Source organism: Lysinibacillus sp. OL1 (assembly GCF_004332175.1).
GTDB classification, from domain to species: domain Bacteria; phylum Bacillota; class Bacilli; order Bacillales_A; family Planococcaceae; genus Lysinibacillus; species Lysinibacillus capsici.
This window is the reverse complement of sequence record NZ_SJDS01000019.1, coordinates 22,349-34,719: the sequence shown is the minus strand read 5'-3', so window position 1 is coordinate 34,719 and position 12,371 is coordinate 22,349. Positions and strand designations below refer to the sequence as shown.

Annotated in this window: 20 protein-coding genes; 4 read left to right on the top strand and 16 right to left on the bottom strand. The window is 35.1% G+C overall.

The features are described from left to right. Positions 1-62: 62 nt before the first annotated feature. Entirely contained in the window at positions 63-1,745 is a 1,683-nt protein-coding gene (locus EW028_RS22625; RefSeq protein WP_131522507.1) for a hypothetical protein, read from the bottom strand. 78 nt (positions 1,746-1,823) lie between these two features. On the opposite strand from EW028_RS22625, the gene EW028_RS22620 reads away from it, so the two are divergent. Further along, positions 1,824-2,435: a zinc metallopeptidase gene (locus EW028_RS22620; protein WP_193767449.1), complete on the top strand. Its 612-nt coding sequence runs from the start codon at positions 1,824-1,826 to the stop codon at positions 2,433-2,435. Between the two features lie 15 nt (positions 2,436-2,450). Here EW028_RS22620 and EW028_RS22615 read toward each other — a convergent pair whose 3' ends face one another. The 15 genes from EW028_RS22615 to EW028_RS25415 form a co-directional block, all read right to left on the bottom strand. Further along, entirely contained in the window at positions 2,451-2,939 is a 489-nt protein-coding gene (locus EW028_RS22615; protein WP_131522505.1) for a DUF669 domain-containing protein, read from the bottom strand. Next, on the bottom strand, positions 2,939-3,253 hold the full coding sequence (locus EW028_RS22610) for an organic solvent tolerance protein OstA (protein WP_131522504.1): 315 nt from the start codon (positions 3,251-3,253) through the stop codon (positions 2,939-2,941). The genes EW028_RS22615 and EW028_RS22610 overlap by 1 nt, the downstream gene beginning before the upstream one ends. 114 nt (positions 3,254-3,367) lie before the next feature. After that, the gene (locus tag EW028_RS22600) at positions 3,368-5,221 is read right to left on the bottom strand and encodes an AAA family ATPase (RefSeq protein ID WP_131522503.1); all 1,854 of its coding nucleotides are present in this window, start codon (positions 5,219-5,221) and stop codon (positions 3,368-3,370) included. Further along, positions 5,218-5,502 (bottom strand): VRR-NUC domain-containing protein, encoded by a 285-nt coding sequence (locus EW028_RS22595; protein WP_131522502.1) that lies wholly within the window; start codon positions 5,500-5,502, stop codon positions 5,218-5,220. The genes EW028_RS22600 and EW028_RS22595 overlap by 4 nt, the downstream gene beginning before the upstream one ends. 109 nt (positions 5,503-5,611) lie before the next feature. Next, positions 5,612-6,835, bottom strand: coding sequence for an SNF2-related protein (locus EW028_RS22590; protein WP_131522501.1), 1,224 nt, complete (start codon positions 6,833-6,835; stop codon positions 5,612-5,614). Positions 6,836-6,917: 82 nt separating this feature from the next. After that, positions 6,918-7,076, bottom strand: coding sequence for a YqaI family protein (locus EW028_RS22585; protein WP_131522500.1), 159 nt, complete (start codon positions 7,074-7,076; stop codon positions 6,918-6,920). Positions 7,077-7,091: 15 nt separating this feature from the next. After that, on the bottom strand, positions 7,092-7,286 hold the full coding sequence (locus EW028_RS22580; protein WP_131522499.1) for an IDEAL domain-containing protein: 195 nt from the start codon (positions 7,284-7,286) through the stop codon (positions 7,092-7,094). A 13-nt stretch (positions 7,287-7,299) separates the two neighbouring features. Then, entirely contained in the window at positions 7,300-7,716 is a 417-nt protein-coding gene (locus EW028_RS22575) for a hypothetical protein (RefSeq protein WP_131522498.1), read from the bottom strand. Next, positions 7,717-7,941 (bottom strand): hypothetical protein, encoded by a 225-nt coding sequence (locus EW028_RS22570; protein ID WP_131522497.1) that lies wholly within the window; start codon positions 7,939-7,941, stop codon positions 7,717-7,719. 73 nt (positions 7,942-8,014) lie between these two features. Next, entirely contained in the window at positions 8,015-8,185 is a 171-nt protein-coding gene (locus EW028_RS22565; RefSeq protein ID WP_284705949.1) for a helix-turn-helix domain-containing protein, read from the bottom strand. A gap of 25 nt (positions 8,186-8,210) precedes the next feature. Then, positions 8,211-8,402, bottom strand: a complete 192-nt coding sequence (locus tag EW028_RS22560) for a helix-turn-helix domain-containing protein (RefSeq protein WP_131522495.1) — start codon at positions 8,400-8,402, stop codon at positions 8,211-8,213. A 16-nt stretch (positions 8,403-8,418) separates the two neighbouring features. Beyond that, on the bottom strand, positions 8,419-9,138 hold the full coding sequence (locus EW028_RS22555; RefSeq protein WP_131522494.1) for an ORF6C domain-containing protein: 720 nt from the start codon (positions 9,136-9,138) through the stop codon (positions 8,419-8,421). A gap of 6 nt (positions 9,139-9,144) precedes the next feature. Further along, a complete protein-coding gene (locus EW028_RS22550) occupies positions 9,145-9,336 on the bottom strand; it encodes a helix-turn-helix domain-containing protein (RefSeq protein ID WP_131522493.1) in 192 nt (63 codons plus the stop codon). A 156-nt stretch (positions 9,337-9,492) separates the two neighbouring features. Beyond that, complete coding sequence (locus EW028_RS25420) at positions 9,493-9,648, bottom strand: hypothetical protein (protein ID WP_193767448.1); 156 nt, start codon at positions 9,646-9,648, stop codon at positions 9,493-9,495. Then, positions 9,648-9,818, bottom strand: a complete 171-nt coding sequence (locus tag EW028_RS25415; RefSeq protein ID WP_193767447.1) for a hypothetical protein — start codon at positions 9,816-9,818, stop codon at positions 9,648-9,650. Before EW028_RS25415 ends, EW028_RS25420 begins: the two co-directional genes overlap by 1 nt. Positions 9,819-10,171: 353 nt before the next feature. Between EW028_RS25415 and EW028_RS22540 the strand changes: the two genes are divergently transcribed. The 3 genes from EW028_RS22540 to EW028_RS22530 all read left to right on the top strand — a co-directional run bounded on the left by EW028_RS22540 (position 10,172) and on the right by EW028_RS22530 (position 12,283). After that, a complete protein-coding gene (locus EW028_RS22540; RefSeq protein ID WP_112117127.1) occupies positions 10,172-10,594 on the top strand; it encodes a helix-turn-helix domain-containing protein in 423 nt (140 codons plus the stop codon). Positions 10,595-10,605: 11 nt separating this feature from the next. After that, complete coding sequence (locus EW028_RS22535; RefSeq protein WP_131522491.1) at positions 10,606-11,016, top strand: ImmA/IrrE family metallo-endopeptidase; 411 nt, start codon at positions 10,606-10,608, stop codon at positions 11,014-11,016. A 76-nt stretch (positions 11,017-11,092) separates the two neighbouring features. Beyond that, on the top strand, positions 11,093-12,283 hold the full coding sequence (locus EW028_RS22530) for a tyrosine-type recombinase/integrase (protein WP_131522490.1): 1,191 nt from the start codon (positions 11,093-11,095) through the stop codon (positions 12,281-12,283). Positions 12,284-12,371: the final 88 nt, after the last annotated feature.

Sequence of the window (12,371 nt, the reverse complement as noted above, 5' to 3'; positions counted from 1 at the left end):
ACTATTAACACTTCTGTTACACCTGGGAAGCGAATTAATTCGCTTCTCTCAAAAAAATAAAATCACCCTCCTATAAATGCATTGATTCGTTCATTGGCCAAATCTAAGTACCACCAGTAATCAAGCTTGGTGGGTATTTTCATGTCACTTATATCCTCATTTACGATGAAACACTTTTCAGGTACATACGGTATCTTTTCAGCGGTACCGTTTTTCACTTTTTTCAATTCCTTGTCGTTCTGATCCACACTAGCGAATACACGAAATACTTTTTCATTCATCTTTCTTGTGCCATAACGTGCATAGTCATATTTGTTACTGACCTTTACAATCTTTTGAAATTTGATTAAATCTGTACAATTAAAAATAGTTTCTTCTGGATCAATACCTTTTACAAACCAATTAACAATAGCTTCATTAACTATTGGAAGGTCATTGTCTAGTGGATTAAGCTTTTTCACATACGCACCTTTTGCTTTATAGTTACCAGCTGCATCAACAAGAATATAATTGTTTACATCCTTTTGAATAACCTTTGTAAATTCCTCAAATTCTAGCTCCATTTTTGTCCGTTGCTCCCACTCATAACAAATATCATCGATTAATTCGTAATCATCATAATCTCTTAATTTAACAAGAACACCGTCTGTATTTGATTGGATGATGTCACAATACGGCTCTAATTTTTCTATTAAATCGAGTAGCAATGTCATTCCACCAATACACACGTTGTTAGCCATCAATGGATCATAAAGACCGTTATACTTGTCCTTCATCGCTCCGTATGTACCGTTAATAACGATTTTTAGAGGAGCCTGACGTTTATCCTTCGCTGCTTTATACTCAAGCCGTCTATCACGAATTTCAGTGAATTTTTTAGGATCTTTTACGTTCCTGGACAAATAACCATATTCAATCATTAAAGCTGGATAATAACTTGCTACATCGATATTTAAAAAGTGACCAGTACCAATGTAGTTATTCCTTGCACCATGTAAACCACCCCAGGCAAATAGGTGAAGTACCCCTGCTACATCGATTTCAAAAACTTTACTGTAGTCTTTATTTTCCTTATAAAAATCAAGCACTTGGGTGTATTTAGTTATTTTTAAAGTCGGAGGAAATGAAAAATCAAATTCATCATTTCGCTCTATTTTCGGTTGCTGCGCTTCTAAAATTACAGCTGCTAATTGCGCTTTAGTTTTAGATATTTGCTTTAATGGCATATTGAACATTTTTAGTAATTCAATCTGTGATTCAAATTCTGAAATTGTTTCCATGAAAATGTGAATGGTTTCATGTACATCATGACGGCAATATTTAAATACCTCTAAAATTTCATCATTAGTCAATGGTCGATCAGTGGTAAATGAAACTGTAGTTTCTCGAATATCATGTCCTTGAAATCCTTCAAGCTGCTTTAAGGATCTAAATTTATTGGTCATTACATCATAGTTAAATAATTGGATTTTCCAAAAGTCTTTATAAAACTTCCACCCTGGTTCTCGTTTAACTATGATCCAGTGATTTATTTCTTGTGGCGTGAAGCCGCAAATAATTGCCTTTAAAATGTATTGGTCATAGTGTCGTGAATTGTAACCTATCCAAATGTCATTTTTATGGTCATTGTAGAATTGAATAAGACCAGGTACATCGTTTATAAATTCATGTTCTTTTTTTGTATCTGTATCAACAATGACAACTAGCCAGTCGTGATTGAATACCTCAAAGTCATAGAAAAGCATGCTATCACCTCAAAATAAATATTTTTTTTTTGAAATGAATGGTAAAATATTAGTAATTTAATGTAAGGAATGATTATTTTGCATAGTACAGATGTTGTCAAAAAAATATTACACCAGAATAACTTCAACAACTTTGAAATCAAAATTAAAGGTAGGATAAGTAAGTGTGCTTACAACAAAGAAAAAACAATTATTTACATTTGTCCAGAAGATAATAATGATTCAGCTAATTCATTAATAGTAGCTGCTCATGAAGCTAGTCATGCTCTTAACTATCGTGAAGGTGTTACAAATCCTTCACTCTTGAAATTTTTAGAAAAAGCTCATAAAACCATATTTATAGCGACCTTACTTATAATCCCTACTTTATTTTTTCTTGAGTTATTCAATATCTTGCAATTTCCTAAAACCTTTATCTGGTCTCTTATATATCTAAACGGTTTTTTTACAATCCTTTTTCAAATCTACTACACTCGTGATGAGGCAAAAACTGAAAAACGTGCCATTATAGAACTCCAGAATATTTGGAGTGACGGTGAACTTGATAAAAACATTTTTAAAATAAATAAGAAAACATTAATTTGGTCTATTTATACAGTTACTATTTTAGTAGTACCAGCTTTGGTACTAGCACCATATGGTCTTTATTTTTTACTTAATTTATTTCTCAACTTAAAAGGGAGCTTATAGGCTCCCTTTATTCATTTATTCAACTTCGAAAACTTCTTCGATTGCAAACTGATCGTAGCCTTTATCATCAGTTTCTTTTTTCAGTAAGTATTCAAACTTACCTTCAATATCCTCATGAATATCCAGGACCAAATCGGCATAATCTTCGAATCCTGTGAATTTAACATCGTCTTTTTCACAATCCCACAATGCACGTAACATTTCATTGTTTTGGTGAACCTGTAGACCAAATGCTCGATCATTTTGTGGCTGCATCACTTTGTTATAGAAAATGCGCTGTCCTTCATAATCACCTTCAAGGACTTTGAACCAAATTTTTAACATTGGATCGCCTGCTTTGGAAGTAACCAGCTCCATTACTTCGACTTCTACTTCATATTGACCATCAGGAATAGGCTCAAAATTCCCACCACCGTTTTCTTCAACTTCTTTTACATCTGCTTCTAATGCCTCAATATCAACGTTTTTATCAAATTTTGACCAATCGAATTTTTTATCTGCCATTATTCTTCATCCTCCTGATTGTCATTTACTGTTACAGTACCATCACCATTTACTACAACCTCAACACCTTCATGTTGTGGACCAGTGGCATCTTTTTCACGTTCCTTTTTTGCGGCTTCATCTTCCATTAATTCGCGTGGCGTGTTGTAACTAAACTGCAAATCTACCAAATGGTATGTTCCATACTTATTGTGTTTCTCAGAAATAGCATGCTTGATTAAGCCCTCAGACTCTTTTGCTTCGGCTACAATTTCCTCTGCTTCTTCTTCAGTATCTGCGTACCATTGTTCTTTTTGATTAAGTAATTTTTTCAAATGAATATCCTCCTATTTCAAGGTTTTCAAAATGGTAAATCGTCCTCTGATATTTCAATTGGACCTTTTAAATTAGCAAATGGATCGTCCTCAACTCGCAAATATGTTCTTACGCTACCGACGGCGACGACGGCGTGATGATGGTTCTTCTGCAGGTTCATCAACTGTTTTTTCACCTGGCGGTGTATCATCTTCCACTGGCTTACGTTCGCGACGTTTGCGTTCACGCGGTTTATCATCTTCTTTAGAATCGTCTGCAGCTGCAGCATCATTTTTTGAACGGTCACGGCGTTGACGTTGTGTTTTTTCTTCTTTTACTTCTTCATCTTCGCCCTTTTCTTCATCTACTACAGATTGTTCATCATTCTGATCTCCATCTTCCTTACGTTTACGTGAAGAACGCTCACGTTTTGGAGCATTATCTTCTTCATCTTCTGTACGTGATTTTCGACTAGGCTTTTCATCTGTATGTGTTGCTTTACCTTCCTGAGAAACCTTTAATTCTTCAATGAATGCCTTGTAATCTAGTGGAATAGTATCTACTTGGAAGTCAAAACGCCCACCACCAAATACATTTTGTTTCTTAGCGAGTTGTAAGAAACGTTCATCATCTGAATTAACAAATGCACGAATAGTTAAGTCCACTGTTCCAGTAAGGAAATTAGCTGTTTTTTCATCAATGTTAGGGCGATATGTTGTACGTTTTGCTCCGCCTTTTAATGTCACTTCATTTATGATTTCTTTTGAAATATAAACCACCTGATAGCCCAATGATTTCAGACGTTTGATAGCATTATTAAACTCTGTTTTTACCTTGTCCCAACCTTTACCGTAGGATCCATCAGATTCATGTTCCCAACCATTTTTCTCAAATACAAAAATACGGCAATGTTCTTTCAAATCCTCAACTAAATCGATGGCAACTGTTTCAAATGTATTATCTTCCGTCTCTAAATCAGCTACGCGGTCCAAGAATACTTCCCAAGCTAATTTGCGAGTAGTAACACGACCTGTTTTTGTAACCTCGTCCTTAATTGGAATAACTGGCGCTGTAGTATTATCCGTATTCCCATCAGTATTGAAGAAAAGGACGTTAGGGAAGTTGTCCACAAATGTTGATTTCCCCACATAAGAATCTGCATATAGCCATAAATCAGGGTTTGTATCAATTAGTCTTTCTCTACGTTCGTTTTTAGGTAATGCCATGATTATCTCTCCTTTGTCATTTGTGATTGCTTCCAGGTAATCGGGAGCAAATCTTGGATTGCAGCCAAAACAATTTCCACTAGCGTTTTTAGGATATTCTTTAGCCGTCTCGATTTTTTCAATACTATTGAGGAAATAAATAGTCTTCATTTCATTAAATTCAATAGGTACAAATGTGACCTTCATTTCATCAAGTGTAGAAATGAGCCGTTTTCTAAAATGAAATAGATCCTCGTCTTTCTTTTGTTTAATGCTTGTTTTTGGAACAAATAAGTAGGCTAGTTTTTTCACTTTAAAGCCATCTTGTTCTAGGTAATCTTTATAGATGTGTAACTGACCACTGTCTAAGTAGTTTTTAATATGATTAGAGTATTTAAAATCGATAACCATACATTGACCATCATTTGCAACAGCTATTAAATCAACAAACCCCTTATAATTAGGCTTATCGATTTCGTATTCATGAATTAGCTGCCAACCATCAAACATTTCATTCAAAAAAGCTTGTACTTTTGGAATTAAAATTTCTAGTTTAATAGCTTCTTCCACCATGCGATCAGTAAGAACAGGAAACGATTTATAGTAGTAATCAAGTGCCGTTTGCACATCATGCTCGATACCAGTGTGTAACGCCTTTCCTATGGTCAATGCGTTGGCAGCGTCATAGTTTGGTAGCTCTGTCAGTTTATCGATGTAACGCAATTTAAAGTGATATGGGCAATCTTCAAAAAGTGATACACGGCTGTAGCTATATTGAGTCACCTGAACCACCTCTCTTTCCAAGCTTCAAAATCTTTAGGGCGTAAAATATAAGCTTGGCCACCTGCATCATTAATTTTTCGAATGTTATACAGCTGCAGCTTACTGGGTGTACCGACATCTGTTTTAAGCTCAATTCCATGAAATATACCATCGATACAAGCTAGAATGTCAGGAATACCCTCTTTCGTGTATTGAGATCCTGCCCAATACTTGATATGCCACACGTTTGGTTGCTCTTTTAGAAATTTAATTACCTTTGCTTGGAATTGATTTTCACGCATCTACTTCACCTTTACAGTCATCACAGTCTCGCGGATAACCAACTACTGCGCCATCGATAAATTCACCACAAGATTGGCAAATAACACCCTCTAACACTAGTTCAGTCATCTATAATTCCTCCTTTTCAAATAACGCATCCGTATAATCGCGCCTTTCATCCAGCACTTCTTTCATGCGCCACTCTATGCTCCCAACTGTAAGTAGATAATAGTAGAAACATGGCCGATTCTGCCCTATACGGTGTATGCGTTTTTTACTTTGTTCAAACAGCTCGCTTTTATCTGTAAGCGTGAAATAAACAATTTTATTGGCCTTTTGTAAGTTAAGACCCATTGCGCCAGCCTGGTACTGAATTAACGTCACGCTGTTCTCAATCTGCTCATATGCCGTTAAATCTTTAAGATCACCATTAACTGTGCTTATTGGCCTTTCAATCATTTCAGTTAATGCTACGTACTCTTTTTTAAAGTTGTAAAAGATGATAATTCGGTCATTGGTACTCTCGATTAAATCTTTCACATACTGCAGCTTATTTTCGTTGTACACACCTGCCAGCATTCGCAAGCCTAATTTCTTAGATGTAGCTGTATCACCTATCAACAGCTCATTTTCAAGCTCTAAAATATGATGTTTAGCAAATTCCTTATAATGCTTTGTAGAAGGTATTTTGACAATGTTTTCATTTACTGCAGGTAAATCAAATACTTCATCTGTTTTCATAAATATTGCGCCATACTTGCGTAATTTTGCCTTTAAACGATCTACATTTTTATAACCTGTAATGACGAATTTTTGATTTTTGTCATCCCATTCCTGGACCACGAACTGTTTTAAAAATAGTTTTTTACTAATCTTCCAACCTAGCAAATGTAGTTGTGACCACAATTCTTCATATTTGCCACCTGTCGGCGTACCTGATAATAAAATGACGTTTTCAGCATTCAATTTAAGGATGAATTTTGTTTGCTTAGAGTTTTCATTTTTAATCTTGGAAGACTCGTCCAACATGATTGTTAAATGCTTTAACTTCAATAATTCATCCCTACGCCATGCTCTTTCATAATTGATAACAAGAATACTTTCAGGTGGTATATCCTCAATTTTTTGCTTATCGAATATGATTACTTCGTAGTCGTAAAACTGCTCAAAATGCTCTTTCCATTCATCTATTTTGGACTTTTGACAGATTAATAGATTAAATGGTGTATTAAGCTCCCACATCTTTTCAGAACCTACAAATGTTTTTCCTAATCCCATATCTAAGTAATAAGCGACACGATCATATTCATAGGTTTTATCAAGTGCTTGTTCTTGGTGTGGGAATAGTTTCATTCACATCACTTCATTTCGTGTTATAATGTCTTTGAAAAGACTTGTATCTGAGCCTGAACCGTTCTGGCGGTATGGGCTCATTTTATTTTGCAAGGAGCATTTCACCCTTTAGATGTTCTGTAAGGTAATCATCTAAATTACTTTCTAAGACAACTGATTCACCGAAAATATAATAAATATCCCCTTTTTGAATTTCTGTACCATACATATCTTCGATTGGATAATCTTCAACTGTTTTCATTAAACTGCTACCCTTTCAATTTGTTAATTGCATGAACAGCTCACGATCATTATTAGCTAGAGCCATATCAATCAAATGTTGACGGTGCATTTCTTCGATTTCATTTACAAGATTGATTGTTGTTGGACTTAATAAAACACCATCTTCTTCAACTAATAGACCCTCTTGTATCGCAAGTGCTATAGCAGCCTTCAATATAGAATCAAACAACTAAATCACACCCCTACCATTTAATAGTTAGACCTAAACCTGATAAATGTTTGTTAGCTATATAGCCATTTTCTCGTAATGTCTGTTGGAAAATAGCAACGATCTGCTTATTGGTATTGTGGTAATACGTATACTCAGAAAGACCTTTCTCAGCTTGATTTTCAATGCCTTTAACGAGGTTTTTGAAATCATCACTTTGCAATGCGTCAGCCTTTAATTTGTCAAAGTTGCTGACACTTACTTTTTTCATCTCAGCTGCAGGTTGTAGTTTCATCCCTTTTTCACCTTCCTTGTATATTGCATTGTCATTGGTTATAGCATTTGGCAAGCTTTTCTGTGCCTCTATTTGGGCATTCTGTGCTTCTTCAATGTCTCGCCAGTAATCCATTTCACGGTCATAAACATCAGCATGTGTGTGGCCTATACGCAATCAATCACCGTCTTCCAATGCTTGACGAGCAATATGCCCATGATCCTCTGTTATGTCACATGGAGTAGGTTCACCTATGCAATAAAGCTCATAATGTTTTTTATCAGCGTAATAGGAAAGTGCCTGACGTAATCTATTAATCTCACTTGTGACGATATGCTGTAATACCCCATCCACACGCTCACCACGTCGGGCATAATGATTAACTGCTTCAATTGCGTTCATTTCCTCACCAACTTTCTTAGTTCAACTTGCTTAACCTCATCCGACATTGCTAGCCATTGTAGGTTGGTTGTGTTCATTTGGTTTCACCGCCTTCTGTATTAGTGATTAACCAATGCTCAATTGTAGGTCTGTGAAACAAAATTCTTCCTCTCACTTTTGTATGAGGAATTTCTTTTTCGCGCGCCATAGTGTAAATAGTTGTTTTACTAACGCCCAATTCACTTGCAACCTCATCTACTGACATAGTGAGTTTTCCCACAGGATTCACCTCACTTAATCCCAAAAACTTGTATGATTTTAAGTACCAACTCATTAGCGCGCGGACCTGTTTTCTTACCTGTTAAAACTTCCTGTACGTACACAGGTGTTTTGTTGACCATTAACCCTAGTTGTTCATAGGTCATGTTTTTGCTTTCCTTGTACTCTAGAATTCTTCTGCGTGCTTCCATTGTTTCTGGCATACTTACACTTCCTTTCTCACTCAAAAGCCATTTGGCTATTGCAACTGTCAATCTCCATCTGTAATGATGTGGATGGACGCCATAGGCTGATAAATCTTAACGCTTCCTCATGCTTCACTTTTGGTATATCTCCGTACCTTGGAACTTTAAAATATTGCTTGAACTCATTCCAAAATGCAGAGAACACTTTTTTGCTAATTTCTTGGTAAGCTATTGAATCTTTACCACCTAAAGCTTGTACAATAGATTGTTTGGCAGCTTGTTGGATTTCTTGTTGTTGTAGACCATCTATCCGCATATTGCCTTTTAGGTAGTCCACATCAGTTTTAATCTCTTTAATGGCTTGTTCATGTTGTAATGCTGCCTGTAATGCAACCTCTAAGCTACTGTATTGAGGTGGTTGTTCAATCACCTTGTAATACTCGTCCACAAGCAATTCATAAGCCTCCCACGCTCTATCTGTATTTAATGACTTAGCGTGAAGCCACGCACCTTTTTCTGTCCATAGGTAGAGCGAGGATGTGTTCTTTTTAACCACCCCTAAATTTTCGAAGTCGTGTTTGAAGGCTTTCAATTCTTCACCTTGTAGCAAAATGAAATGTTTACCTTCTTTATACCGTTCCTTATTATTGTTGAAATTTTGCTGAACTAATTTTTCTTCAGCTTCATAATTTTCTGCAAGCTGTGCTGTTGTTAAAACACGTTTACCACGTAGTTCAATGACTACTAGTTCCATTTCACTTCACTCCTCTCTAAAATCATCCAAACTCACTTCCAAAGCATCTGCTATTTTGCACATGACACGAAATGTAGGATTTGGATTTTCACTATTTTCTATCATTTGAAGTGTAGATTCATTTACCCCTGAGAGTTTAGCGAGTCGATACCTTGATAGCTTACGATACTCTCTTAACTCCTTAACACGAATATTCAATATATAGACCTCCTATCATTTGACCACCACAATATATTGTGTTAAATTGGCAATAAGGCTATTAACATCTATTTGAAAGAGGTGAAAAATAATGCAATTTCAAGGAGCAGTTTTAAAAGAGCAAGGTGTTACTTTTGCTATTGTTATTGTAAAAAGTTACGTTTTAAATTCTTCTAACAGGGAAAATGTTAGACAATCTTTTGCATCGTACTTCCCCAACATGCCAATTATATTAATGGCACAAGATTCACGTGGTGTCCCTACATACCATGGTAGAACTGATATTGCTAAATTCTTGGCTAATCTCCACATTAGTCAAATCCCTTGGAAACGTTATACGGCTTAATTTCTTCTGGAATTGCATCTGTAATTTTTACAACAGGTGCATTATCGAGTAACTTTTGAAATTCTTCTCTAGTTACATGGTGTTTACTTTTAACAATCGTCGTTCCAGTGGCGATTGTTTTTTTATTGTTCTCCACACTTCTCACCCCACTTTATTAAAAATCCATACCGTCATTGGCTCGGTATCACAGCGCCTCACATATTTGGAAATTTATAAGCTAAATTATTAGCTAATTTGACTATAGTCATTGACAATATTTAAAACTAGTTTTAATATAAAGACATAGCTAAATAAGACTTTAAAAGCCTGTTAAATTACCATTTTTACACGTTCCCCAACGATAAAATGATTTTATTAGGTTGTCTTTTCTATTGTCTTTTTAGCTAACAACTTAGCTTACCTAGAGTATATTAAAACTAGATTTAAAAATCAAGCATTAATTTAAAACTAGTTTTATCTCCAGGCGTGTAAATGGGAGGAAACGTTGATATGACTGCGTTTGACATTCTAAAAAATCTTTGTGATGAACAGGGTATATCTGTAAATACACTTGAAGAAAAAATAGGACTTGGTAAAAACACACTATATTCATGGAAAAAAAATACTCCAAAAGGAAGTAACCTAATTAGGGTAGCCGACTATTTCGACGTAAGCACTGACTACTTACTTGGTCGCACAGATAAAAAACGTTACTACGACTTAACAGAAAAAGATGAACGTGATATCGAAAGAGATCTGGAGCGTATCCTTAACAGTGCGGAAAGTGAACTCGGTCTTGCTTCATTTGATGGTCGAGTATTAGATGAAATGGATCAAGAGGACAGGGAACTATACATTACCTCATTGAGAAATGCTTTGAGATTGCATAAGAGACTTGCCAAGAAAAAATTCACCCCTAAAAAGTATAGATAAGGTGTGATGTTATGCATACAAATAAATTGATTAGACAATTGATTAAAAAGTACGACACATCTAATCCATTTAAAATAGCAAAAGCCATGGGTATTACGATTGTATATGAAGATTTAGGGAGTTCGTGGGGTTATTTCAGTAATTTATACAGAACCTTTATTATCCACATAAATAAAAATTTATCCTATGAAAAACAAATGCTAACTTGTGCTCATGAACTCGGCCACGTTATCCAACATCCTGAGCACAACATGGCTTTTTTAAAAGCAAACACATTTTTTTCAACAGATAAATACGAAATGGAAGCCAATCTATTTGCGGTTGAATTACTATTTTCTGATAACGACAATCCTATTACTTATGAAGAAGCAGTGAATACATACGGAGTACCAGAGCAATTTCTAAAAAATTTTTTACCCTAAACAGAACATGCATTCTATTAAAGGTGGTGATTAGTTAGAGCATATCTGAAAGTTAAATCGAAAGGAGAAATTTTAAATGGCAAGTATCGTAAAACGTGGAGAAAATTCATATCGTTTCACTGTTTATTTACCTAAAGATGCAAAAGGTAGGTATCCACGTGAGACAAAAACTATTACTATAGAAGAAAAAATGACTCCAAAGCAGTTAAAGGAATTTTTAGATCGAGAGTATCTAAAATTCAAAAATGAAGTTTTGTCAGGAAATTATGTAAAGGTAGAAAAAATCCTTTTTAAAGATTTTGCAGAACAATGGGAAAAGGATTTTGCCTCAACTCTTGCTTTAACCACTTATGGGAATCATCAGCGAAAATTAGAACTTCATATAAATCCTATTATTGGCCATATGCCAATGGATCAAATCAACGCATTCCATCTTATGTCCGTTGTGAGAGATATGAAAAGATATGATGGCAAAGATGAGCCAGTAACCTATCATAGTAAACAAGATGTGTATAGAACATTAAAAAGCATATTTAAGTATGCTGTGAAGTGGAATGTTTTATCTAACAACCCTATGGATGGAGTTGAAAAGCCTCGTCCAAGCGATACTGATGATGTTGATAAAGAAATGCAAATTTATGAAGAAGATGAGATTGAAACATTAATGTATATGTTACAAAGTGAACCTGAACTATGGAGAATGATGTTCACTTTAGCACTAGCTGCCGGATTACGAAAAGGAGAATTGTTAGGTTTAGAGTGGAAAGACGTAGATTTTGAGAATCAACAGATATACATTCACCAATCTATTGTTTTGACTAAACAAGGTCCACATATCAAAGCTACTAAAACCAAAAAATCTAAACGTTATGTGACATTACCTGAGTCAGTTATGGAAGAATTAAAAGCATATCGTATACATTGGGCAAAAGAAAAATTGAAAAAAGGTGATAAATGGATAGAACAAGATAGAGAATGGCTATTCCATTCATTTGATGGTACTCATTTATATCCAACAAGCCCTTCTAAACATTGGAAAAATTTTATCGATGGGCATAACTTTAAGTACATTAGGTTACATGATTTGAGACATACTTCAGCATCATTATTAATCGCACAAGGTGTGCACGCTAAAATTATTAGTGAGCGTTTGGGGCACGCTGATATTTCAGTGACAATGAACACGTATGGACATGCTTTTAAATCTGCCGATCGTGCAGCTGCTGACAAATTAGATAACTTCTTTAAAGTAAAAAAACAATCTTAATACCAGTTAAAATAACTGGTGCTATATTGGTGTTAAACTGGTGTTAAAATTGTTTATAAATAATTGTAATCAACGATAATTAATGATA

Bases quoted from the DNA above. Each gene is read 5' to 3' on its own strand.
- EW028_RS22625 (WP_131522507.1), bottom strand. From the start codon at position 1,745: ATGCTTTTCTATGACTTTGAGGTATTCAATCACGACTGGCTAGTTGTC.
- EW028_RS22615 (WP_131522505.1), bottom strand. From the start codon at position 2,939: ATGGCAGATAAAAAATTCGATTGGTCAAAATTTGATAAAAACGTTGAT.
- EW028_RS22595 (WP_131522502.1), bottom strand. From the start codon at position 5,502: ATGCGTGAAAATCAATTCCAAGCAAAGGTAATTAAATTTCTAAAAGAG.
- EW028_RS22590 (WP_131522501.1), bottom strand. From the start codon at position 6,835: ATGAAACTATTCCCACACCAAGAACAAGCACTTGATAAAACCTATGAA.
- EW028_RS22585 (WP_131522500.1), bottom strand. From the start codon at position 7,076: ATGAAAACAGTTGAAGATTATCCAATCGAAGATATGTATGGTACAGAA.
- EW028_RS22570 (WP_131522497.1), bottom strand. From the start codon at position 7,941: ATGAACGCAATTGAAGCAGTTAATCATTATGCCCGACGTGGTGAGCGT.
- EW028_RS22565 (WP_284705949.1), bottom strand. From the start codon at position 8,185: ATGTCAGTAGATGAGGTTGCAAGTGAATTGGGCGTTAGTAAAACAACT.
- EW028_RS22560 (WP_131522495.1), bottom strand. From the start codon at position 8,402: ATGCCAGAAACAATGGAAGCACGCAGAAGAATTCTAGAGTACAAGGAA.
- EW028_RS22555 (WP_131522494.1), bottom strand. From the start codon at position 9,138: ATGGAACTAGTAGTCATTGAACTACGTGGTAAACGTGTTTTAACAACA.
- EW028_RS25420 (WP_193767448.1), bottom strand. From the start codon at position 9,648: ATGTGGAGATTAGCCAAGAATTTAGCAATATCAGTTCTACCATGGTAT.
- EW028_RS22540 (WP_112117127.1), top strand. From the start codon at position 10,172: ATGACTGCGTTTGACATTCTAAAAAATCTTTGTGATGAACAGGGTATA.
- EW028_RS22535 (WP_131522491.1), top strand. From the start codon at position 10,606: ATGCATACAAATAAATTGATTAGACAATTGATTAAAAAGTACGACACA.
- EW028_RS22530 (WP_131522490.1), top strand. From the start codon at position 11,093: ATGGCAAGTATCGTAAAACGTGGAGAAAATTCATATCGTTTCACTGTT.